Raw genomic sequence first — 21,861 nt, 5'->3', positions numbered from 1 at the left:
AAGCGCGGAGCCGCGCTGTACGGCGACTCGCCGCCGGGAGGGCGCCGATGCCGGAACTTCCCGACATCACGGTCTATCTCGAAGCTCTCGAGGCGCGAGTCCTCGGGCGCACGCTCGAGCGCGTGCGGCTCGTGAGTCCGTTCCTCCTGAGGAGCGTGGAGCCGCCGCTCGCCGAGGCGCATGGACGCGAGGTCGTCGAGTTGCGGCGCGTGGGGAAGCGCATCGCGATGGGTCTGGGGGCCGCCGCACCGCAACTCTGGCTCGTGCTCCATCTGATGATCGCGGGACGGCTCCGGTGGCGCGACCCCGGCGTGAAGATCCCGCGCCGGCTCGGTCTCGCCTCCTTCGACTTCGCGCACGGGAGTCTCCTCCTCACGGAGGCGGGCACGAAGAAGCGGGCCTCCCTCCACGTCGAGCGCGGAGAGGAGGGGCTCGCCCGCCACGACCCCGGCGGCGCCGAACCTCTGCGAATCGAGCGGGCCGCGTTTCGCGACGTGCTGACGACGCGCAACCACACCCTCAAGCGCGCGCTCACCGATCCCCGGCTCTTCTCCGGCATCGGCAACGCCTATTCCGACGAGATCCTCCACCGGGCGAAGCTGTCGCCGATCAAGTGGACGCAGCGGCTGGATGAAGACGAGATCGCCCGGCTGTTCGACGCCACGCGGCACACGCTCGAGGCGTGGGTGCGGCGGCTGCGTAACGACCTGGAGGGGGAGTTTCCGGAGAAGGTGACCGCGTTCCACGACGCCATGGCGGTGCACGGGAAGTACGGCCGGCCGTGCCCCGGCTGCTCGGCGCCGATCCAGCGGATCCGCTACGCGGACAACGAGACGAACTACTGCGCCGCCTGCCAGACCGGCGGGAAGGTGCTTGCGGACCGGTCCCTCTCCCGGCTGCTGGGGAAGGACTGGCCGCGCAGCCTGGAGGCGCTCGAGGACCTCCGCTCGGGCACGGATCCGCCGATCTCCGGGCCGTCTCCGTGATCCGCTACCACTACCACACGGCGCGGAGGGAAATCCCCCGGCTCGGCATCGCGAAGGGGGATCCGCTGTGTCACGTGTACAGCGATGTCTCGCGCGAAGAACTGGAAACGTGGGGCAGGAGCCACGGCCTCGAGCCGGCGTGGATCCACGACTCGACGCTCCCCCACTTCGACGCCTTCGGCCCCCGCCTCGACTGGTGCGGCCCGAGCGTGACGAGGGCGGAACTCAGGGAGCACATCCGCGCGTGGCGTACCGGCCGCCGCACGGCGGTCGACTGAGCCAGAGGCCCCGGCGCGGCCGGACTACCAGGTCGCGAGTTCCATGATCGCTTCGGCGATGTCGTCGACCTGGGGCAGCGACGCGTTCTCGAGCGATGGCGCGTAGCCGATGAAGGTGTCCGTCGAGGTGATGCGGCGGATCGGCGCATCGAGCCACTCGAACAGTTCGTCGGCCAGCCGGGCCGAGATCTCCGCCCCGTAGCCCCACGACTTCGCGTCCTCGTAGGCCACGAGCACGCGGTTCGTCTTCTTCACGGAGCGCGTGATCGCGTCCATGTCGACCGGGTTCAGCGACCGCAGGTCGATGAGGTCCGCGCTCACCGGCTCACCGGCTCGATCGAGCTTCGCGAGCGCCTTGCGGGTGCGTTCCACCATGGCTCCGTAGGTCACGATCGTGAGATCGTCCCCCGTCTCCACGAACGTGGCCTTCCCGAACGGGATCATGTAGTCCGGGCCGGGATAGACGCCCTTGTTGTACGTCTGCCGGTACAGGTGCTTGTGCTCGAGGAAGAGCACCGGGTCGTCGCAGCGGATCGCCGTGCGCAGCAGCCCGTTCGCGTCGACGGCGTTCGAGGGGCAGATCACATGCATGCCCGGCGTGTGCGTGAACAGCGAGGCGCCGGTCTGCGAATGGTAGATCGCGCCCCCGGTCAGATACCCCCCGTAGGTCGTACGGATGACGAGCGGACACTTGAACGCGCCGTTGGAGCGCCAGCGGAAGGTCGCGACCTCGTTCCGGAACTGGTGGTAGGCGGGCCAGATGTAGTCGAAGAACTGGATCTCGGCGACCGGTTTGAGACCCCGCACCGCGAGCCCGATCGCGCGTCCGACGATGTTCGCCTCGGCGAGCGGCGAGTTGTACACGCGGACCGAGCCGAACTCCCGCTGCAGGCCGTTCGTGACCTTGAACACGCCACCCTTGCCCTTCACCTCCTCGAGGATTTCCTCGCGACTCGCGTCGGCGACGTCCTCCCCGAACAAGACGATCGCCGGATCGCGCCGCATCTCGTCGCGCAGGCAGGCGTTCAGCAGGTCGACCATCGTCGTGGGCTTCCCCTCCGACTCGAAGCGGGGCTCGGTCTGGAAGGCGCTCGAGGTGGGGTCGACATCGGGCGAGTAGACGTGGGTATGGATGGAATCCGGGCTCGGCTGGGGGCGGGTCGCGGCCCGGTCGGCCGCTTCCGCCACCTCGTCCTTGATCTCCGCCTTGAGGCTCTCGAGTTCGTCCGACTCCAGCACGCCCTCCCGCACGAGGTAGGCGCCGAAGGTGACGAGCGGGTCGCGCGCGGCCTCGAGTTCCCGCTCGCTCTCGGGCTTGTAGAGCCGCTCGTCGTCCGACATGGAGTGGTTGTAGGGGCGGGTCACGTGCGCGTGGACGAGCGCCGGACCGCGTCCGGATCTCACATGGGCCGCGGCCCGCCGCACCACATCGTAGCTCTCGAGCAGGTCGGTCCCGTCGACTTCCTCGACGTAGAGGTGGGGGAACCCGCGCACGATCTTCGAGATGCTGCCCCCGGCCGTGTTCACCTCGACCGGGACGGAGATCGCGTACCCGTTGTCCTCCACGAGGAAGAGGATGGGAAGTTCGAGGGTGGAGGCGCTGTTGAGCGCCTCCCAGAACTCTCCTTCCGACGTGGTGCCGTCCCCCGTGCACACGAGGACGATCTCGTCCGGCTGCACGTTCGGGACCCGCGAGTCGAGCCGGCCTTCCAGGCCGGACACCCGGGCGCGAACGATCCCCTCCGCGCACCCCACCGCCTGGTTGAACTGCGTGCCGGTCGGGCTCGAGGAGGTGACGATGTTGAGGTCCGTGCGGCCGAAGTGCGCCGGCATCTGCCGGCCGCCGGTCGACGGGTCCTCGGCCGCGCCCACGTCGGCGAGGAAGATTTCGTACGGGGTCATGCCGAGTTCGAGGCAGAGCGCGCGGTCGCGGTAGTAGGTGAAGAACCAGTCGTGGCCCGGCCTCAGCACGCGCCCGGCCGCCACGCAGACCGCTTCGTGTCCCGCGCTCGAAATCTGGAAGAAGATCCGGTTCTGCCGCTTCATCGCGATCTCGCGGTCGTCGATCATCCGCGACGTATACATGACGCGGTACATCGCGATGAGATCCTCGGCCTGGAGGCCCCGCCATTCGGGGCGGGTCAAGGCCCGGAGGGCACGCTCCAGATCGTCGGTCTGCTCGATAGGGGTTGCCATGTACGTCCGGGTTTTGCAGGAAGTGTCAGGCGAAGGGCCTCCACGCTTCCGAGAGGCTCGCCACGAATGCCGCCTTCGCTCCCTCGACCACCCCATGTCACCCCATCCGACGAAGACCCGGTGAGAGAATCTAGCCTCCCCCTCGGGTCCCGACCACCAACGCAGGTTTAAGCCACGGACTGCCGAAACCCGACGAGTCGATGACGACGGAGGCTCGGCAGGATCGAGGCGGCGTGGTCGCCGATCGGGTCGCCCTCGCCGCTCTCCGGCATCAGCTGGCTCAGCGCGTGCAGCATCGCGACGGCGTAGTCGGAGAAGGCGCGATAGGGGGGCGCGCGACGAAAGCCCCACGCCCCCAGCGGGAGGAGGAGGAGCCAGCGCAGGTCGCCCGCCAGATCGAGCAGACGCCGCTCGTCCAGCGCCATGTCAGGCTCGCCCATGGCCAGGCGCGTCAGCGCGGCCATGAACACCGCCGAGGCTTCGGGCGAGAGGAGTTCGAGGTCGGGATACCGTTCCAGAACGCGGGCCGCGAATGACGAGCCTTCCGCGGCCGGCTGCCCCGCCTTGATCTCCAGCCCCTCGGGCGTGGCGAGCCGCTCCTCGACGATCGTCGGCGCCCCCTCGCCCAGAATCAGCCATTCCAATCGGAGGTGAGGGAAGGCCCGTTTGAGTGCGGCGAGGAACTCGGTCCGCGGCCCCGCCCTGGGCGATCCGTCAATCGCCCGTTCGTAGTTCGAGAGCGTGCCGAGGCTCACGCGGGCGCGTTCGGGCAGCTGAGCGTTTATCCTCTCTCGGAAGTTGCGCAAGGACAGCCCCTGAACGTCTTTACGGAAGTGGCGGAGACGTAATTGAACATTGTTCATAATATTAAACATACGATCCCGATGGTGACCGTCGCAACCGAGTCGGGCGTTCGCGTGTTGATTCTCAGTGTTCGCCGATCCTCGTGGATCGGCGTATGTTTTGGGGTTTGGCAGAGACAGCCCCAACGTTCGAGGTATTCGGTATATGAGCTCTCAGGGAACCCAGGGTCCTCGGCGCCGTCTGTTCGGCTTCGGGACGGCCTGCTTGATCGCGCTTGCACTCCCGTCGGCCGGATTGCACGCGCAGGACGGGCCGGGCCGGCACGAACCGGAGGAGGAGCCGCCCGCGCCCCTCGAAGCCCTGGCGGTTCGCACCGGACAGTCACCCGTCGTCGACGGCGTTCTCGACGACGCGGCCTGGGACGGTGCGCCCGTCATGACGGATTTCGTCCAGCGGGAGCCGTTCGACGGACAGCCCGCCTCCGAGCGCACGGAAGTGCGCATGGTGTTCGACGATGAAGCCATCTACATCGGCGTGTGGGCATGGGACGAGGACGCGGACGCGATCATCCCCGGGGACCGCATCCGGGACACCGAGGTCTCCGAGTCCGACGCGATTCTGCTCGCGTTCGATACGTACCACGACTACCAGAACGCGTTCGTGTTCGGGACGACGCCGGCGGGGATCGAGTACGACGGCCAGGTCGCCAACGAGGGACGGGGCGGCGGCTTCTTCCTCGGGGGCGGCTTCAACACGCAGCGGCGGATGCAGTCCGGCGCCGGCGGAGGGTTCAACAAGAACTGGGACGGGTCCTGGAACGTCGCGACGGGCCGCGACGGCGAGGGCTGGTACGCCGAATTCCGGATCCCCTTCAACACGCTCCGGTACGGGAACGATCCGACCTGGGGCTTCAACGTCTCGCGCCAGATCCGCCGGCGGAACGAAGAGTCGTTCTGGTCGGCGGTCCCGCGCGAGTTCAACCTCTACCGCCTGAACTATGCCGGCCACCTGACCGGACTCGAACTCCCCTTCCGGCGCTTCGGCTCGGTCACCCCCTACATGCTGGGCTCGACCGCGCGCGATTACGCCGGGGGCCAGACCTCATTCGACCGGAACTACGAGTTCGGCGGCGAGGCCAAGCTACAGATCACCCAGGGGCTTACCCTCGACGCGACCTACAACACGGACTTCGCGCAGGTCGAGGTGGACGACCAGCAGGTCAACCTCACCCGGTTCAGCCTGCTCTTCCCCGAGAAGCGCCCGTTCTTCCTCGAGAACGCCGGGTTCTTCGCGGTCGGCGGGGGCGGGGCCGATCTCTTCTTCAGCCGCCGTATCGGGATCGAGGACGGGCGGCAGGTTCCGATCGCCGGCGGAGGGCGGGTCTCCGGGCGCGTCGCCGGGTTCAACGTCGGGCTGCTTCAGATCGCGACCGAGGCGACCGGTACCGGCCAGAATGCGAACGCGTTCTCGGTCGCCCGCGTGGCCCGCGAGCTTCCAAACCGGTCGCGGATCGGCGCCGCCTTCATCAACCGGGATGGGGCTGCCGGCGGCGACTACAACCGGACGTACGCGGTGGACGGACAACTCGGCCTGGGCGAGGCCTGGACGATGACGGCGTGGGGGGCGCAGACGGTGACGCCGGGGCTTACGGGCGCGGATCAGGCCTTTGACGCGACCTTCGGTCTCACGACCCGGAAGTGGCGCGGGAACGTCCAGTACCAGCACTTCGGCGAGAACTTCAACCCCGAGGCCGGCTTCCTGCGCCGGACGGGGCACAACTACTACCAGGTCTTCCTGATGCACAACGTCCATCCGGGTGGGATCTTCCGCGAAATCCGCCCGCACGTCTCCTACTTCACCTTCCGGAGCGACAAGACCGGGGTCGAGCGCGGCTTCGAGGAATCGGCGCGGCTCCACATCGACACGCACTGGGAGTTCAATGACGGGATGGAGGCCCACACCGGCGTCAACTGGGTCCGGGAAGGGCTGTACGAGCCGTTCCCGATCTTCGGAACGGACGTCACCGTGCCCACCGGGACGTACGACGGCTGGGAAGGCCAGATCCGCTTCTGGACGGACGAATCGGCGAAGGTCTCCTTCAACAGCGGGGCGAACGCCGGCTCCTTCCTGTCGGGGGCGCGCCGCAGCGTGAACGGGACGTTGACCGTGCGGTCGGGTTCCTCGTTCAGCACGTCGCTTCGGCTCGACCACAACGACGTCACGCTGGAGCACGGGGACTTCGTCACGACGCTGGCCGGGGTCAACTTCGGGTATTTCTTCACGCCCCGGATCTACCTGCAGTCGCTCGTCCAATACTCGACGCAGCTCGACACCTTCTCCGCCAACGTGCGGTTCGGGTGGCTGAACACTGCGGGGACCGGCCTGTTCATCGTCTACAACGACATCCAGGGCATCGAGGATCTGCACGGGCCCCAGGGTCGCTCGCTGATCGTCAAGTTCAGCCGCCAGTTAAACGTCCTCGGGGGCTGAGCGCGGTGGGCGTGAGCCGGACGCGCCCCCGGCTCCTCTTCGTGTGCGTCGAGAACTCCTGCCGAAGCCAGATGGCCGAGGCCTTCGCCCGCATGGCGGGCGACCGCGTAGAGGCGGCGAGCGGGGGCTCGCGGCCGTCGGGGGTCGTGAACGCGCGCGCGATCGAGATCATGTCGGAACTGGGGTACGACCTGCGGGCCCACCGGTCGCGGGGCCTGGATGAGTTGTCCGCCGGCGCCTTCGATGCGGTCGTCACGATGGGCTGCGGCGACGCTTGCCCGCACGTTCCCGCCCGCCGGCGGGAGGACTGGGCCATCCGCGACCCGAAGGACCTTCCACTCGACGAATTCCGAGCGGTGCGCGATGAGGTGGGCCGGCGGGTGTCCGATCTGCTCCTGGAGTTCGGGGTGAAGCCCCCGGCGTGCGGCCGCGGCGGCGCCCGCGGCCGCGGAGTCCACCGGCGCGTGACGACCGCCACCCGGTCGCTCGTCATCGTGGCCGGCGGGCGAGCGCGCCGCCTCGGTCGAGACAAGCCGCTGGTCGAGATTGGAGGCCGCGCGATCCTGTTGCGGATCCTCGACGCGACCTCGCACATCGCGGATGTGGTGCTCGCGGTGCGCGACGTACCCCCCTTCCAAAGCGCCCTCGCTGCGGATGGCTGGGAGCCCCGCGCAGAAAGCGCCGACCGACGGCCCGGATCTGTCGCGCTCCGGGACCCGAGTGGCCGCGAACTCGTCGTTGTCCCCGACCCGGTGTCCGACCTCGGCCCTCTCGCCGGCCTCGCCTCCGGGCTGGACGCCGCGCGTGGCGCGATCTGTGTCGTTCTGGCCGGCGACCTTCCCTTCGTTGCGCCGGATCTCGTCGACCGGTTGTGCCGCGAACTGGCGGGCGACGGCGGGCTGGATGCCGTAGTGCCGCGCGCCCGCGGTCGGGCCCAGCCGCTGTGCGCCGCCTATCGGAGGGAGGTCGGCCAGCTGGCCACGCGCCTTTTTGAGGGCACCGCCGCGCGCTGCGATTCGGCCCCCTCGATGATGAAGTTTCTCGAGCAGTTGCGCGTGCGATTCGTTACAACCGAACAATTGGCCGGAATCGGCGACCTTGAAGCCATGGTCCGCGGCGTAGACAGTCCGGATGACCTGGCTTGGGCTGTGCGTTGCGCCGCCCGCGCCGGCTAAGGCGAGCCAGCTCGGCCAAGGCACTCCTCGGGCCGTCGAGGGCCGTTCGCCTGTTCACGTACCTGGCTTTGGCGATAGGCCACGTTGTGACCCCTACGGGATCCGATCGCAAGATCATTTCTTCCTTGCTCGTCGCCCTCGAAAACAGCGAGATCATGGAGAATGAGGGGCACCTCCCGTTACCTTCCAGACAATTCAGCGCCGTGGTCCGAGCTGGCATCACGTTCGGGTTCACGGGGGCCTTCATTCGCCTCTACGTCGTCATCAATACGCTCGGCGACGATCATGTAATCGGGGGGGTCGCCGCCGGCTTGACCTTCTGAGGCCTGCGTACCGAACTGAGCACCGCGCACGCGTACCCATTCCAGACGCTGTGGGCCGCTTCTCCGAGGGCAGAGACCGCGTCATCCAGTTGCCGGTCGCTGAGGTAGGGCGCCGGACCGAGCCGCAGCAGGTCGTCGCGGAAGTCGGTGGCGACGCCGCGCGCGGCGAGCGCTTCGTGGAACGCGCCCGCCCAGGGCGTCCGGAGCGCGAGGAAGCCCCCCACCGCCTCGAGCGGCGTCTCCCGGTCGCGCTCGATGAGACGAGGGTCCACATCGAGCGCATCGAACCCGGACGCAAGCCGGTCGACCTGATGGCGGCTCACGGCGCGAAGGAAGGCCGGCGCCAGTCCGTGCCTGTCGAAGAACGCGAATACCCCGGCCGCGCGGTAGTGGCTGGTCGGGTCGTAGGTGCTGCCCGCGAACCGCTCCGCGCCCGGGCCGTAGCGCACCCGCCCCTCGCCGGCCGCCGCGCCGAGCGCGGAGAACTCCGCGAACCACCCGGTCACGGCCGGGCGCAGGTCGCATCCCGGGGGGATGCGGAGGAAACAGTTCCCCTCGCCGAGCTGGCAGTACTTGTAGCCTCCCCCCACCACGAACGCCCCCTCGAGCCCCAGTCGCGAGAGATCGAAAGGGATCGCGTCGAGCGCGTGGTAGGCGTCCACGAGGAGCGGCGCGCCGACCCGGTCGCACGCCTCCGCGACGCGCCCGAGTCCGGGGACGATGCGCGCGTCGCGATACAGGACCGCCGACACCAGGACGCCCGCCGTTCGGTCGTCTGCGGCCCGGCACAGCCGCTCGGAGAGCGAGTCGATGGGATCGGTCGCGACGCGCGACACGGCCAGCCCCTCCTCCTCCAGGCGCTCGAGCTGGCGTCGGATCGAATGGAACTCGCCGTCCGTCGTCACCAGCCGCGGACGGGCGCGCAGGGAGAGCGCGGAGAGGAAGCGGATCACGAGTTCGTGCGTGCTGCCGCCGAGGGCGTAGTCCCCGCCGTCCGGCTGCCCCGGCGCCCCGAGTAGCGCGGCGAATCCCGCCCGCACCCGATCCGCCCGCGCGAAGGCTTCCTCCCACTTCGCGTCGACGAGGCGGGCCGCGTCCTCCCACGCCCGGCGCTGGCCATCGAACCCGCAGTCGGGCCACGCCTGGTGCGAGTGCCCCGTGAGCAGGAGTCTCTCGGCCACCCGGAAGCGGGAATAGTGCCGGGCGAGGGCGTTGGGTTCCCCGTACAGTGCCTCGGGTTCGAGCGCGGGCGCGGCGGCGGACGCCGTCACAGGTCCGTGCGGATCGCCCACAGGTCGGGGAACACGGGCTTGTTGAGCGACCCCCTGAGATACGCGGCCCCCGCCGTCTCTCCGGTCCCGGTCCTCGCTCCGATCGTGCGCTCGACCATCTTCACGTGCCGGTAGCGCCATTCCTGCAGCCCCTCGTCGAGATCGACGAGCCGCTCGCACAGCTGGACCAGCGCCGGGTCCTGGCGGTAGAGCCGGACGAGCGCGGCCTGCACGCCCGCCGACGGCTCGGTCGGCGCCGTGACGTCGCGGCCCAGATCTTCCTGCGGGATCGTGTGCCCGCGCGCGTCGAGAAACCCCAGAAATGCGTTCCATAACGAGGGTTCCCGGTAGCGCCGTTCGAGACGCTTCCGCGCGTCACTCCCGTCGGGGTATCGTTTGAACACCGACGTCCGCTTGTGGCCGAGCACGAACTCCAGTTCACGGAACTGGTACGACTGGAGTCCGCTCGCCTGCTCGAGCATCTGCCGGAAGGCGAGGAATTCGAGCGGCCGCATCGTCTCCAGGATGTCCAATTGGGCCACCTGGACCTTCAGGATCGTGAGGATGCGCTCCATGGTGTGCAGGAGCCGCGGCACGTCGTCCGCCCCCATCCGGCCGCGCGCGAACTCGAGTTCGTGCAGGAGTTGTTTGAACCACAGTTCGTAGACCTGATGGATGATGATGAACAGCATCTCATCGTGTTCGTGGTCCCCGTTCCGGCCCGACCGCTCCACCTGGAGCGACAGCAACTCCTCGAGGTGCAGATAGCCGGAGTAGGTGGTGTATTTCTCGTGCGCCATGGATCTCCCTCAGTAGCCCCACTCGAACCTCGGGGTGTAGCCGTCCAGCGTCGAATACTGCGGCGGCCAGGGGATCGGCGCCCCCGAGGCGTAAGCCGCGTGCCGCGTCCAGTATGGGTCCCACAGGTGGGCACGGGCGAGACAGCACAGGTCGGCCCGCCCCGCGGCGAGGATCGTGTTCACGTCCATGAAGGAGGAGATGTTGCCCACGGCCATGGTCGCGATTCCGACCTCGTGCCGGATCCGGTCCGAGAACGGCGTCTGGTACTGACGGCCGTAGACCGGCTCCTGCCAGGGCACCGTCTGCCCCGCCGACACGTCGATGATGTCGACGCCCGCGGTCTTCAGACGCCGGGTGACCTCGACGGCTCCGTCCGCCGTCATCCCGCCCTCCGCCCAGTCGACCGCCGAAATCCGTACCGAGATCGGCTTCTCCGCCGGCCACACGCTCCGCACGGCGGCCAGCACTTCGAGCGGGAACCGCAGCCGTCCGTCCACGTCTCCCCCGTATTCGTCCTCCCGAAGGTTCGTGAGGGGGGAGATGAAGCTCGCCAGCAGGTATCCATGCGCGAAGTGGATCTCCAGCAGGTCGAAGCCCGCCTCCTCGGACATCTCCGCGGCGCGGCGGAACTGGCCGGTCACCGCTTCCATGTCTTCGCGCGTCATCTCGCGGGGCGCGGGGCTGTGCTCGAACCAGGGGACGGGCGACGCGGCCATGATCGGCCACCCGTCCTCCTCCAGCGGCTCGTTGTCGCCTTCCCAGGAGAGCCGGGTGGACGCCTTCCGGCCCGCGTGCCCGAGCTGCATGCCGATCGCGGCGTCGGAGTGGCGGTGCACGAAGTCGACGATCCGCTTCCACGCGCCCACGTGCGCCGTTTCGTACATGCCCGTGCAGCCGAGCGAAATGCGGCCCGCGCGGCTTACGTCGGTCATCTCCGACATCACGAGCCCGGCCCCGCCGATCGCGCGGCTGCCGAGGTTCACGAGATGCCAGTCGTCCGGCGTGCCGTCCTCGGCCGAGTACTGACACATGGCCGAGACCACGACCCGGTTCTTCAGTTCGAGTCCCCGCAGCCGGAACGGCGCGAGCAGCGGAGGCGGGGCGGGGTCGCTTTCGACCGGAGATGTTCCCGCCGCCGCCGCGGCCCGATCCGCGAACCGGCGGTCGACGCGCGCCGTGAACTCCGGGTCGCGCACAGCGAGGTTGGAATGGGTGATGCGAAGGCTGCGCGTGATGAGATTGAACGCGAACTGGAGCGGTTCCGTTTCCATGAACCGCTCCGTGCCCTCGAACCACTCGAGGCTGGCCTGCGCGGCGCGCTGCACGCTCTCGACCTCGGGCCGCCGGGCCGTCTCGTAGGCCTCGAGCGCGGGCGCGACCTCGAGGTCGTGAGCGAGGAGCGATTCGTGGAGCGAGATCGAGTCGATCATGGCGAGACGGGTGCCGGACCCGATGGAGAAGTGCGCGGAGTGCGCGGCGTCGCCCACGAGCACGATGTTGCCGTGCCGCCAGGCGCGGTTCCGGACGGTGGGGAAGCCGCGCCAGATCGACCGGTTCCGGATCAGCCGGTGCGATCCGAGTTCTTCCGCGAAGACCTCCTCGAGGAAGCGGGCCGTCTCCCGCTCCGAGGCGGTGTCCAAGCCGGCCGCGCGCCAGGTGGCATCCGTCGCCTCGACGATGAAGGTGGAGATCGCCTCCGGGGCCGGGGTGGCGCTCCGGTACTGGTAGGCGTGGACGCGCCACAGCCCGTGTTCGGTCTCCCTGAAATGGAAGGTGAAGGCGGGGAAGGGTTTCGTCGTCCCGAGCCACACGAACCGGTTGGGGCGGACGTCGATGCGGGGGCCGAACGCGTCGGCGTACCGCGCACGCATGGCGCTGTTCACGCCGTCCGCGGCGAGGACGAGATCGGCGCCCGCGCAGGGTTCCTCCGACGCGACCTCGACCCCGTGGCGGAGTTCGACGCCGAGCGCCCGGGCCCGCGCCTCGAGGATCTCCAGCAGCGCGGCGCGCGCGAGCCCGCTGAACCCGTGGCCGGTCGAGGTGAGGCGCTCGCCCCGGTAGTGGATGTCGATGTCGTCCCAGTGGTAGAACGACTCCGTGATCGCCTCGTAGCTCTCGTGGTCGGCGGCGGCCAGTTCCTCGAGCGTGGCGTCGGAGAAGACGACCCCGAAACCGTAGGTGTCGCCCGGGCGGTTACGCTCCAGCACCACGATCTCGTGGTCCGGATGGGAGCGCTTCATGAGGATCGCGAAATAGAGCCCGGCGGGGCCGCCGCCCACGCAGACGATCCTCACGGTCCGGAAGGCCTGTTCACCCCGGCGGCCCGTCGCGTCCGGCCCGCGCCGCATCGAACAGGTGGCGCGCGATGATGAGGCGCTGGATCTCCGTCGCGCCCTCGTAGATGCGGAGGGCCCGCACGGAGCGGTACAGCCGGTCCACCGGGTGGTCCGCCAGCACCCCCCGGCCCCCGAGAATCTGCACCGCGTCGTCCACCACGCCCTGCGCGATCTCGGTCGCGAACGACTTCGCCATCGCGGCCTCGAGGTCCGTTCGTTCCGCGCCGCCGTCTCGCTCCCAGGCCGCCCGGTAGACGAGGAGCCGCGCGGCGGTGAGGTCGGTGGCCATGCGGCCCACCTTCTCCTGCGTGATCTGGAAGTCGGCCAGCGCCCGCCCGAACTGCCGACGCGCCAGGGCGTGGTGTATCGCTTCGTGCAGGGCGCGCCCCGCCATCCCGCATGCAGCCGCACCGACGGTGGGCCGCAGGCGGTCGAGCGTGGCCAGCCCCAGGCGGTATCCTTCGCCCTCACCCCCGACCCGCGCCGACGCCGGCAACCGGCAGTCTTCGAGCGCGATCTCGCCCAGCGGGTGCGGATCGGCCATGAGCAGCGGCCGCACGAAGCGGAACCCCTGCGTCTCCGTGGGGAGCAGGAAGGCGGAGATGCCCTCCGCGCCCGCACCGGGGTCCGTGAGCGCGAACACGAGATAGAAGTCCGCGATCCCGGCGTTCGAGATGAACGTCTTGATGCCGTTCAGGACGTAACCGTCGCCGTCCCGAACGGCCGTCGAGCGCATGGCCGCGATGTCGGACCCTGCCTCGGGCTCGCTCATCGCGAAGGCGGCCACGGCCCGCCCGCGAACCGCGCGATCGAGCCACAAGCGGCGCTGCCGGGTGTCCCCGGCGAGCGCGATCGGAGTCGAACCCAACGCCTGGAGCGCGAACATCGCGTCGGCCAGCGGCGAATGGAAGGCCAGCGTCTCGCGAGTCACGGCGCAGGCCCGGAAGTCCTGTCGGGCGATCGCTTTCAGCCAGCCGCCGCTCCCCAGGGAGGCGCAGATCTCCCGTGCGTAGCGCCGCACCACATCGTCGTCGTCGTGGCGCGCGTGCCCGGAGAACTCCGCCGCGGCGTAGCCGCCGATGCCCTCCGCGAGTTCGAGGTGCGCCGGTTCGAGGAAGGCCCGGACGGGGTGGAAATCGATCACGAGAACACCGGGCCCCGCTTCTCGACGAAGGCCCGGTAGCCTTCCCGGAAGTTCGGGTCCTCCATGCAGACCGCCTGGACTCGGGCCTCCTCGTCGAGCGCCTCGCGCAGCGTCATGTGGGCTTCCCGCTCCAGGGCCCGCTTCGTCACGGCCAGCGCAGCCGACGGGCCGGCGGCGAGCCGCGCCGCGAGGTCGGTGGCGGCCGCCAGCGCCTCCCCGTCGGGCACGACGCGGTTGTAGAGCCCGATCCGGAGCGCCTCGCGCGCATCGAGAAAGCCCCCTGCCATCAGCAGTTCCGTCGCCCGGCCGAGACCGATGATGCGCGGGAGGAGCCACGCGATCCCCATGTCGGCGCCCGAGAGTCCGACTCCGGTGAACAGGTAGGCGATCCTGGCCGACTCCGTCGCGATGCGGACATCGCAGGCGGTCGCGATCACGGCCCCGGCGCCCGCCACGGTGCCGTTGAGGGCGCCGACCACGGGCCGGCCGCACTCCCGCATGGCGGCGATCAGGTCGCAGGTCATGCGGGTGAACTCCAGCAGCTCGCCGGAGTCCATCTCCAGGAGAGGACCGATGATGTCCCGCACGTCCCCGCCGGTGCAGAAGGCGGAGCCCGCTCCGGTGATCACGACCGCGCGGACCTCCGGCTCGGAGTCGAGCGCGCGGAAGGTGTTCCGGAGTTCGTCGTAGACCTCGAACGTCAGTGCGTTCCGACGCTCGGGACGGTTCAGGGTGATCGTCGCGACCGACGTGGCCGCGTCGAGCTCGTAGAGAAACGAAGCTGGGTTCAACGGCACGGCAGGGCTCCTTGCGATGGCTGGCTACCTGTTCCTGAACTACTCACGCGGGCGGTGCGCGGGGAGGACGGCGGTCGCCTCGATCTCGACCCGCGCCCCGCGTTCGACGAGTCCCCGCACCTCCACGAGCGCCATGGCCGGATAGTGACGCCCCATCCGGGCGCGCCAGACCGCGCCCAGCTCCGCGCGCGCGTCCCGGTAGGCGGCGAGGTCGGTCACGTACACGGTCATGCGCCCGACGTGCGCGGGTTCACCGCCCGCCGCCCGCACGACGGCGAGCACGCGATCGAGCGCGAGCGCAAACTGCGCCGCGAAGTCCGCTGCCTCGACACGCCCGTCGGGCCCACCGGCGGTCTGGCCGGCGACGAAGAGGACTCTGCCGCCGGCCGGCGCCAGCAGACCGTGGTTCCAGCCTCTGGGCTCCGCCAGCTCCGGCGGGTTGAAGACGTCGTACGCGTCCGTGCCGTCCATGCGTCCCGTCCCTAGAGGGCCGAGGTGGCGCCGCCGTCGAGGACGACGGTCTGCCCGTTGATGCTGCGCGCCGCCTCCTCGCACAGGAACGCGACCGCAGCGGCGACCTCCTCCGGCGCGATGAGCCTGCGCTGCGGCGTCGTGGCCAGCACCGCGTCGAGCGCCGCGCTCTCCTCCAGCCCCGTGCGCCGCACGATGTTCGCGATCGTCGCGTCCGTCATCGGCGTGTCGACGTAGCCCGGGCAGACCGCGTTGACGGTGACCCCGCTCGCCGCCACTTCCGCCGCCGCCGAGCGCGTGAGTCCGAGCAGCGCGTGCTTGGAGGCCGCGTAGCCCCCGATGTATCGCGCCCCGCGCAGCGCCGCGACCGACGCCACGTTCACGATGCGTCCCCAGCCGCGTTCGATCATGCCGGGAAGCACCCCCTGCATGGCGAGGAAGGCGCCGGTGGCGTTGACCGTCCACAGCCGGGTCCACTCCTCCAGGGCCAGCCGGGTCACGGAGGCGGAACTGGCCACGCCCGCGTTGTTGACGAGGATGTCGACGGCGCCGAGCCGCCCGGCGGCTTCCCGGCACAGCGCCGCCACATCGGCCGGTTGCGCGATATCGCACGTCACGGCCCAGGCTTCGGTCCCCCGGGCCCGGAGTTCCGCGGCGACGGCCTCGATCTCGTCCGTGCTGCGCGCCGAGACGACGATCCGGACGCCCCGGTCGGCGAGCGCACGGGCCGCGGCCGCGCCGATGCCCCGGCCGCCCCCCGTCATCAGGGCGCCGCGACCTGCGATGCTCATGGTTCGCTCACAGTTCGCTCACAGTCCTTACACGCTCCGCTCATGACTCGATTCCCAAGGCTTCGATCACCGCCTCCGCGAGGATCTCCCCCAACACCTCGATCGTAGCGCGTCCTTCCTCCGCCGTCGCCCCCGCGGGGCTGCCGAAGTAGGCTCGCGCCCCCCCGGCGGCCACGAAGTCCGCCGCCCCATCGGCGATCGCCGACGAGAGCGAGACGGGGTTGTCCTCCAGCTCCAGCATGACCTCCTCGCGCACGCGCTCGGGGCTACGAGCGAGGACGATCGACCCTTCGTACCGGCCGGCGTGGCACGCCCCGCTTCGGAACTCGGCGGTCAGCCTGCCTCCCCACGGTCGGCGGGTCACGTCCGGGAACACGGCCCGCATCGGGGCGTCCTCGTTGATCGAGGATACCGCGCCGTGGAGGGCCTCGAGATGGGCCGGGTCGAAGTGTGCGTTCGCGATCGCCAGCGTCCCGATCCCGGCCCGCCGCAGGCTCGTCGCGATGTCCGTGAGGAGCGCCGCCAGCGTCGCGCTCCCGATGTCGATCGTACCGGGGAAGCTGGCGGCGAACGTGGCGGGCGTGTATCGCAGCGCGTCGAGTAGCACCGGTTCAAGGCCCTGCGCCGCCAGTCGCCGCCCGCCCGCCTCCGCCATCGCGACCGCGATCGTGACGTCGGTGTCGAGCGGCAGGTGCGGTCCGTGCGCCTCCGTCGCCCCGACGGGCAGGATGGCGACCGCGCGATCGAGGTCGAGCGCCCCGACATCCTCCCATGTGAGGTCCGGCAGCCGGTGAAGGGTCATGGAGTGTGGCTACGCCGACCCTGCTGAACGCGCAAGGGTCCGCGCCGGGGCCGTGTTGATGGCGCGGCGGTCGGGGAATACCGTGCGAGACCCGAGTTCACGCCACGAACGGCCCGTGCAGCCGATGGAAATGCGAGATCCCGATCCGCCGCCGAGGTTCGTTCCGCCCGAGCGCTTCAACGTCGCCGAGTATCTGCTCGGCGACCGCGTGCGGGAGGGACGCGGCGCTCGGCGCGCCCTCCTGACCGACGAGGGCGAACTCACCTACGCCGAGGTCGACGCCCTCGCGAACCGCTACGGCCATCTGCTTCTCTCGGCGGGCGTCCGCCCCGAGGAACGCGTCCTCATCGCCCTCCCGGACGGCCCGGCCTTCGTCGGCGTCCTGTTCGGCGCGCTCCGGATCGGGGCCGTCGGCGTGATGCTGAACCCGTACCTCCGGAGGGAGGAGATCGAGTACTTCCTCCGCTATACGCGCGGCGCGGTCCTCTTCACGGACTCCGAACGCGCGCCGGCCTTCGCCGAGGCGGCGCGAGGCGGGGACCGAGACCGGCATCGAGACCGCGACAGGGCCGGCGACGGCCTTACCTGGGGTCCCGGGATCCGGGGTCCCCGCGAGACCTTCATCATCGATGAACCCGCCTTCGGGGAGCGGCTCGCGGCCCAGCCCGCCGCGCTCCGACCGTTCCCCACGCACCGAGACGACCCGGCGCTGTGGCTGTTCAGCGGCGGGACGACGGGGCGGCCGAAAGGGGTCGTGCAGACGCACGCGTCGTTCGCCAACACGACCGAGTGCTACGGGAAGCGCGTCCTCGGTCTGACGGAGTCCGACATCACGCTCTCGGTGCCGAAGCTCTTCTTCGGATACGCCACGGGCTCGAACCTCTTCTTCCCCTTCTCGGTCGGGGCCGCGGCGGCCCTCTTCCCGGAGCGGTGTACACCGGAGGTCCTGTTCTCGAAGATCGAGAAGTTTCGCCCGACCGTGCTGGTCAACGTGCCCACGATGATCCGGCACATGGTGGCGGACTCCGACGCCGCGCGCCGGGATCTCTCGTGTCTCCGGCTCGCCACCTCCGCCGGCGAGGCCCTCCCCCCCGACCTTCACCGGCGCTGGCGGGATACGTGGGGGGTGGACCTCCTCGACGGACTGGGGACCGCCGAAATGTGGCACATCTTCCTCAGCAACCGGCCGGGAGACGTACGCCCCGGTACGCTGGGCCGCGTGGTTCCCGGCTTCGACGTGCGGGTGTGCGACGACGAGGGCCGGGAGCTTCCGCACGGCGAGGTCGGCTGGCTCCGGGTGCGCGGCGGGTCGCGCGCCCTGGGGTACTGGCAGCGGGCGGAGGCGACGGCGGAGGCGTTCCGGGGTTCGTGGTACGTGTCCGGGGATATGGTCGTGCGCGACGCGGACGGGGTCTTCACCTACTGCGGGCGCGGCGATGACATGCTCAAGGTGAAGGGGAAGTGGCTGTCCCCCGGCGAGGTGGAGGACTGCCTGTCGCAGCACCCGGCCGTGGCCGAGGCGGCCGTGGTCGGCGTGCCGAATCGCGCGGGCCTCGTCGAACCCGTCGCGTGGGTCGTCCCGACGGAAACGGCTTCGGCTCCGGACGCGGGATCACGCCCCACCGAGCCATCGGAGCTGGCGGCGGCGTTGCGGGAGTTCGTGGCCTCCCGCCTCGCGTCCTACAAGGCGCCCGCCGCGACCCACGTCCTTGACGCGCTGCCCCGGACCCACCTGGGGAAGGTCGACCGCGCCGTCCTCCGCGCGCGGGCGGAGTCGCTCAGAGATCCTCGAGCACGACCATGACCAGCCCGCTGCGGATCTTGGGTTCGAACCAGGTCGACTTGGGCGGCATCATGCGGCGCTGCCGGCACACCGCGATGAACTGACGCATCGTCACGGCGGGGAGTGTGACCGCGAAGGCGGCCCGGCCCGCGTCGACCTCCGCCGCGAGCCACGCAGCATCCTTGTTGGCGCCCACGAACGTCAGGCGTTCGTCCCCGGCCTCGACGATCCCGAGGTCGGCGAAGAGCGTCCGCTGCACGATGTCGTGGTCGATCGACGCCGACGCGTCCTCCTCGCGCAGGACCTTCTCCCGGGGCATCGCCCGCCGCCACCCGGCTCCGGCCGTGTACACGCCGATCTCGTGGGTGGTCTCCGGCTGAAGCGGTCCCTCTCCCTCGGAAGGGACGGTGACGGCGAAGGAACGCCCCAGAGCCGACGCCACCGCCGCCTCGACGGCCTCGGGGGAATCGCCGGGAAGCCGCACGAGACGGTTGTAGGGGGCGATCCCCATCCGGTCCGCGGGGAAGAACACCGCGAGGAAGGACTCGTGCCCCAGCATCGCGGCGGCCGCGCTCCGGTGGTTGCCATCGGCCACGTAGGCCTCCGGCTCGTCGGCGAGCAGCCGCTGAAGGCGCGCCAGGGCGCCGGGCTCCCGGACGAGCCAGATCCGATGGGTGGTACCTCCCGTGCCCTCGACCGCGAAGTCGGGCGCGACTCCGTCGACCCGTCCCTCCAGCGTCCGCGCGAAGGCCCCGGACTCGTCGGGCACGGCGTTGTTCACGGTCCCGATGATGGCGCGGGTCGCGTCGATCAGCCGCGCGCGTCCACGCGCCTTCGGGGGACGGACGCCCTCGTTGCGGATGATCGGTCCGTCGGGCGTCGCTTCGGTCAGGATCTCCGCCGTGCGCGCCAGCCCGCCGAGGCCGATCTGCCGCACCCCCGGCCGCCCCGGGTCCACGATCTCGTAGATGAAGAGGATTCGCCCCGCTTCGCGCGTGAGAGGGGAAGCCCGGAGCCGGTCGAAGTTGAGTCGCGCGCGCCCCAGCGCCGCCTGCGAGTCGCCCTCCATGATCCGATCGGAGCGGACCACCGCACAGTGCGCCATGGTGACGCTCAACACCGAGTCCGACGCCTCTCGAATCGCCTCCCAGATCTCGAGATCTCCCTGAAACTCGTCGTAGTTTCGGGCCGACACCCGGCGGGCGGCGTCGGAATCGACGGGTACGAGGGCGCGGTGGATGGGGCGTATCGTGACCATGTCAGCCGGAGCCGGGCTCGAGTGTTCGCTGGGCGCGCGACACCCTGCCCATCCGCCGCCCGGCGCGCAACGCCCCGGTCCGGGGGGAGGGGTGTTTGCCCATCTGGGTTGCCACCGGCACCCCGGAATTGTTTCATTAAGCCTGGACGTGGTGAAGTCCGCCACGCCAAATGTCCCGCCCGGCGGTTCCATGAAGGATCCCGGAGGACGTTCTATCAGTGTGGAGGGAGCTGTGAAATATCTGCGACTGCGGGAAGTCGCGCGCGCGGGCCTGGCCGTTGGCCTCCTTGCCGGAACGGTGGCCTGCGAAATCGACAACAATCCGTACGGGCCCGCGTACCGAAACCTCCATCCCACGATCGTCGGAGTGTACCGCCCGGTCGAGCATCTGAGTCTGCGGAACTCCCAGATCCCGGGTAACATCCGCCCCGCCCCGCCCGGTTCGGACATCCGCCTCGTATTCGGGTCGGCGATGACGCTGAGCGGCCGGGTGTTCCTGCCAAGCAGCGGGCCGGGCGGGAGTACGGTCGATGTCCGGTTCTACGGCATGTGGGAATATGACAGGGTCTCCCGCCGCATCACGCTGAACATCGACCCCTCGCCGGCGAACCCGGCGATCGAGGCGGTCTTCCAGATCACGATCCTGGACAACTGGGTCCGTCTCGAGGGTGCGACGGAAATCGCGGGATTGCTGGTGTCCTTCGATCTCGGCAAGTCGCTCCTCGAGCCCGAAAGCCCGAGTACCGGCGGGCCCGGGTTCGGCAACCGGGTTCCAGTTCGGAGGGGATAGCAGCCGGTGGCGAAGAAGGCGAAGCCGCGGCCGAAGCCGGCCGCGGGCATCGATCTTACCGCCTACCGGGTCGCGGATGACGCGCTGCCGCTGGTCAAGGGCACGCAGCAACGCGACTGGATGGACGACACCCCGGGTCGTTTCGCGTACCGCTGCCTCCCGCTGCTGATCGCGAACCAGGCGGGGTGGGATCTCCTCTGTCCGACGCGTTTCCGGGTGCGCTGGAACGGAGAGGCCGGCCTGGACGCCGTGAAGTTCCGCTGGGACGACGAGCCACACGCCGCGATCGCCAGCCATTTCGGCAGCGGTGTCGTCACCTTTACGCCCGGTTACCTGTTCCGGACCACGAAGGACCACAACCTGTGGGCGCGAGGCTGTCCGAACCTCCCCAAGGACGGGATCATTCCGCTCGACGGGATCATCGAGACCGACTGGGCGCCGTTCTCGTTCACGATGAACTGGAAGATCACGCGGCCGAAGCACTGGATCCGCTTCGATGAGGGCGAACCGATCTGCCGGATCCTGCCCATCCCGCGCCACTACCTGGAGAGCGTGCGCCCCCGGGGCCGCGACCTGTGGGACAACAGGCGGCTCGCGAACGAGTACGTCGCATGGCGCGAATCCCGCTCGCAGTTCATCGACGATCTGAGCGCCGGCGAGCAGGAGGCCGTGGACGAGGGGTGGCAGCGCACCTACATCCGCGGCCAGGACATGAAGGGTGTGCGGAGGAAGGATCACCAGACGAAACTCCGCCTTCGCGACTTCCTGGCGGTCAGGAAGTAGAGCGCGCCGGCCGGGACCCTCCGGAGCCGGACCCGCCCGCATGGACAACGGGAATCCCGCCATGTATTCTGGGCCGGGCGATGGTCGGGGTTGGCGGGCACGGTAGCAGGCATGTGCAGCAGGCCCGTACTCTCGGCGACACCAATCTTTTTCAGGAGCACGGGTAATGCGCAGAAGCGGCACGGTGAAGTGGTTCAACGACCAGAAGGGCTTCGGATTCATCGCTCTCGACGATGGATCGGCGGAGGTCTTCGTGCACCACACGGCGATTCAGTCGGAGGGATTCCGAAGCCTGGCGGAGGGCGAGAAGGTCGAGCTCGATGTCGTGGATGGTCCCAAGGGTCCGAAGGCGGAAAACGTGACCAAGCAGGCTTACTGAGGCCCCGGGGGGACCGGGCAGGCGAAGAGAGGGGCCGTACCGGATGGTGCGGCCCCCCTTTTTTGGGCGGTCGTCCATCCTCTTTGTATCCGGTTCGTATCCGGTCGCATCTGGCGGCGTTGACGAAGCCGGGCCAAGTTGCCAGAGGTCACCTTTTGCACGCTGCCAGCGCGGGGAGAGATCATGGAAATCGATCGTAGAAA

The 21,861-nt window shown here is 69.7% G+C and carries 19 protein-coding genes; 8 read left to right on the top strand and 11 right to left on the bottom strand.

The window, feature by feature from the left end; translation table 11 throughout:
• Positions 1-47 precede the first annotated feature (47 nt).
• Both ACOQPP_RS10740 and ACOQPP_RS10735 read left to right on the top strand, forming a co-directional pair.
• Entirely contained in the window at positions 48-986 is a 939-nt protein-coding gene (locus tag ACOQPP_RS10740; protein WP_419164889.1) for an Fpg/Nei family DNA glycosylase, read from the top strand.
• Positions 983-1,264 (top strand): hypothetical protein, encoded by a 282-nt coding sequence (locus ACOQPP_RS10735; protein WP_420636515.1) that lies wholly within the window; start codon positions 983-985, stop codon positions 1,262-1,264. The genes ACOQPP_RS10740 and ACOQPP_RS10735 overlap by 4 nt, the downstream gene beginning before the upstream one ends.
• A gap of 24 nt (positions 1,265-1,288) precedes the next feature.
• Here the strand turns inward: ACOQPP_RS10735 and ACOQPP_RS10730 are convergent, their stop codons facing one another.
• Both ACOQPP_RS10730 and ACOQPP_RS10725 read right to left on the bottom strand, forming a co-directional pair.
• Positions 1,289-3,460 (bottom strand): alpha-ketoacid dehydrogenase subunit alpha/beta, encoded by a 2,172-nt coding sequence (locus tag ACOQPP_RS10730; protein ID WP_420636514.1) that lies wholly within the window; start codon positions 3,458-3,460, stop codon positions 1,289-1,291.
• A 167-nt stretch (positions 3,461-3,627) separates the two neighbouring features.
• Positions 3,628-4,266 (bottom strand): hypothetical protein, encoded by a 639-nt coding sequence (locus ACOQPP_RS10725; protein ID WP_420636513.1) that lies wholly within the window; start codon positions 4,264-4,266, stop codon positions 3,628-3,630.
• A 262-nt stretch (positions 4,267-4,528) separates the two neighbouring features.
• On the opposite strand from ACOQPP_RS10725, the gene ACOQPP_RS10720 reads away from it, so the two are divergent.
• A complete protein-coding gene (locus ACOQPP_RS10720) occupies positions 4,529-6,754 on the top strand; it encodes a DUF5916 domain-containing protein (protein WP_420636512.1) in 2,226 nt (741 codons plus the stop codon).
• An 11-nt stretch (positions 6,755-6,765) separates the two neighbouring features.
• Positions 6,766-7,929: an NTP transferase domain-containing protein gene (locus ACOQPP_RS10715; RefSeq protein WP_420636511.1), complete on the top strand. Its 1,164-nt coding sequence runs from the start codon at positions 6,766-6,768 to the stop codon at positions 7,927-7,929.
• Positions 7,930-8,212: 283 nt separating this feature from the next.
• Here ACOQPP_RS10715 and ACOQPP_RS10710 read toward each other — a convergent pair whose 3' ends face one another.
• From ACOQPP_RS10710 to ACOQPP_RS10675, 8 genes are read right to left on the bottom strand one after another with little or no spacing between them, the layout of a single operon-like run.
• Positions 8,213-9,523 carry a kynureninase gene (locus ACOQPP_RS10710; protein ID WP_419164895.1) on the bottom strand — a complete coding sequence of 437 codons (1,311 nt, stop codon included), beginning with the start codon at positions 9,521-9,523 and terminating at the stop codon, positions 8,213-8,215.
• The gene (locus ACOQPP_RS10705) at positions 9,520-10,323 is read right to left on the bottom strand and encodes a tryptophan 2,3-dioxygenase (RefSeq protein ID WP_419164896.1); all 804 of its coding nucleotides are present in this window, start codon (positions 10,321-10,323) and stop codon (positions 9,520-9,522) included. Before ACOQPP_RS10705 ends, ACOQPP_RS10710 begins: the two co-directional genes overlap by 4 nt.
• A 9-nt stretch (positions 10,324-10,332) precedes the next feature.
• Entirely contained in the window at positions 10,333-12,672 is a 2,340-nt protein-coding gene (locus ACOQPP_RS10700) for a bifunctional salicylyl-CoA 5-hydroxylase/oxidoreductase (RefSeq protein WP_420636510.1), read from the bottom strand.
• Complete coding sequence (locus ACOQPP_RS10695) at positions 12,635-13,804, bottom strand: acyl-CoA dehydrogenase family protein (protein WP_419164898.1); 1,170 nt, start codon at positions 13,802-13,804, stop codon at positions 12,635-12,637. The genes ACOQPP_RS10700 and ACOQPP_RS10695 overlap by 38 nt, the downstream gene beginning before the upstream one ends.
• Positions 13,801-14,601, bottom strand: a complete 801-nt coding sequence (locus ACOQPP_RS10690) for an enoyl-CoA hydratase family protein (RefSeq protein ID WP_420636509.1) — start codon at positions 14,599-14,601, stop codon at positions 13,801-13,803. Before ACOQPP_RS10690 ends, ACOQPP_RS10695 begins: the two co-directional genes overlap by 4 nt.
• Before the next feature lie 39 nt (positions 14,602-14,640).
• Entirely contained in the window at positions 14,641-15,072 is a 432-nt protein-coding gene (locus ACOQPP_RS10685; RefSeq protein WP_419164900.1) for a RidA family protein, read from the bottom strand.
• A gap of 11 nt (positions 15,073-15,083) precedes the next feature.
• Complete coding sequence (locus tag ACOQPP_RS10680; protein WP_419164901.1) at positions 15,084-15,863, bottom strand: SDR family NAD(P)-dependent oxidoreductase; 780 nt, start codon at positions 15,861-15,863, stop codon at positions 15,084-15,086.
• A gap of 40 nt (positions 15,864-15,903) precedes the next feature.
• On the bottom strand, positions 15,904-16,665 hold the full coding sequence (locus ACOQPP_RS10675; protein WP_419164902.1) for a creatininase family protein: 762 nt from the start codon (positions 16,663-16,665) through the stop codon (positions 15,904-15,906).
• 124 nt (positions 16,666-16,789) lie between these two features.
• Here ACOQPP_RS10675 and ACOQPP_RS10670 point away from each other — a divergent pair, with 124 nt between their 5' ends.
• A complete protein-coding gene (locus ACOQPP_RS10670; protein WP_419165036.1) occupies positions 16,790-18,469 on the top strand; it encodes a benzoate-CoA ligase family protein in 1,680 nt (559 codons plus the stop codon).
• Here ACOQPP_RS10670 and ACOQPP_RS10665 read toward each other — a convergent pair.
• Entirely contained in the window at positions 18,444-19,706 is a 1,263-nt protein-coding gene (locus ACOQPP_RS10665) for a DUF1015 family protein (RefSeq protein WP_419164903.1), read from the bottom strand. The two genes, ACOQPP_RS10670 and ACOQPP_RS10665, sit on opposite strands and share 26 nt — an antisense overlap.
• A 232-nt stretch (positions 19,707-19,938) precedes the next feature.
• Here ACOQPP_RS10665 and ACOQPP_RS10660 point away from each other — a divergent pair, with 232 nt between their 5' ends.
• From ACOQPP_RS10660 to ACOQPP_RS10650, 3 genes are all read left to right on the top strand, one after another.
• Positions 19,939-20,496: a hypothetical protein gene (locus tag ACOQPP_RS10660; protein ID WP_419164904.1), complete on the top strand. Its 558-nt coding sequence runs from the start codon at positions 19,939-19,941 to the stop codon at positions 20,494-20,496.
• Between the two features lie 6 nt (positions 20,497-20,502).
• Positions 20,503-21,279 (top strand): DUF6065 family protein, encoded by a 777-nt coding sequence (locus ACOQPP_RS10655; protein ID WP_419164905.1) that lies wholly within the window; start codon positions 20,503-20,505, stop codon positions 21,277-21,279.
• Between the two features lie 166 nt (positions 21,280-21,445).
• The gene (locus ACOQPP_RS10650; protein ID WP_419164906.1) at positions 21,446-21,658 is read left to right on the top strand and encodes a cold shock domain-containing protein; all 213 of its coding nucleotides are present in this window, start codon (positions 21,446-21,448) and stop codon (positions 21,656-21,658) included.
• The last annotated feature ends 203 nt before the right edge of the window (positions 21,659-21,861 follow it).

Origin of the sequence: Candidatus Palauibacter sp., assembly GCF_965222475.1 — a bacterium.
In the GTDB taxonomy this organism is placed as follows: domain Bacteria; phylum Gemmatimonadota; class Gemmatimonadetes; order Palauibacterales; family Palauibacteraceae; genus Palauibacter.
This window is presented reverse-complemented; position numbering and strand designations above follow the sequence as displayed.

Excerpts from the sequence above, each read along its gene's own strand:
- ACOQPP_RS10740 (WP_419164889.1), top strand. The coding sequence starts at position 48 with ATGCCGGAACTTCCCGACATCACGGTCTATCTCGAAGCTCTCGAGGCG.
- ACOQPP_RS10730 (WP_420636514.1), bottom strand. The coding sequence starts at position 3,460 with ATGGCAACCCCTATCGAGCAGACCGACGATCTGGAGCGTGCCCTCCGG.
- ACOQPP_RS10705 (WP_419164896.1), bottom strand. The coding sequence starts at position 10,323 with ATGGCGCACGAGAAATACACCACCTACTCCGGCTATCTGCACCTCGAG.
- ACOQPP_RS10700 (WP_420636510.1), bottom strand. The coding sequence starts at position 12,672 with ATGCGGCGCGGGCCGGACGCGACGGGCCGCCGGGGTGAACAGGCCTTC.
- ACOQPP_RS10685 (WP_419164900.1), bottom strand. The coding sequence starts at position 15,072 with ATGGACGGCACGGACGCGTACGACGTCTTCAACCCGCCGGAGCTGGCG.
- ACOQPP_RS10680 (WP_419164901.1), bottom strand. The coding sequence starts at position 15,863 with ATGAGCATCGCAGGTCGCGGCGCCCTGATGACGGGGGGCGGCCGGGGC.
- ACOQPP_RS10675 (WP_419164902.1), bottom strand. The coding sequence starts at position 16,665 with ATGACCCTTCACCGGCTGCCGGACCTCACATGGGAGGATGTCGGGGCG.
- ACOQPP_RS10670 (WP_419165036.1), top strand. The coding sequence starts at position 16,790 with ATGGAAATGCGAGATCCCGATCCGCCGCCGAGGTTCGTTCCGCCCGAG.
- ACOQPP_RS10665 (WP_419164903.1), bottom strand. The coding sequence starts at position 19,706 with ATGGTCACGATACGCCCCATCCACCGCGCCCTCGTACCCGTCGATTCC.
- ACOQPP_RS10650 (WP_419164906.1), top strand. The coding sequence starts at position 21,446 with ATGCGCAGAAGCGGCACGGTGAAGTGGTTCAACGACCAGAAGGGCTTC.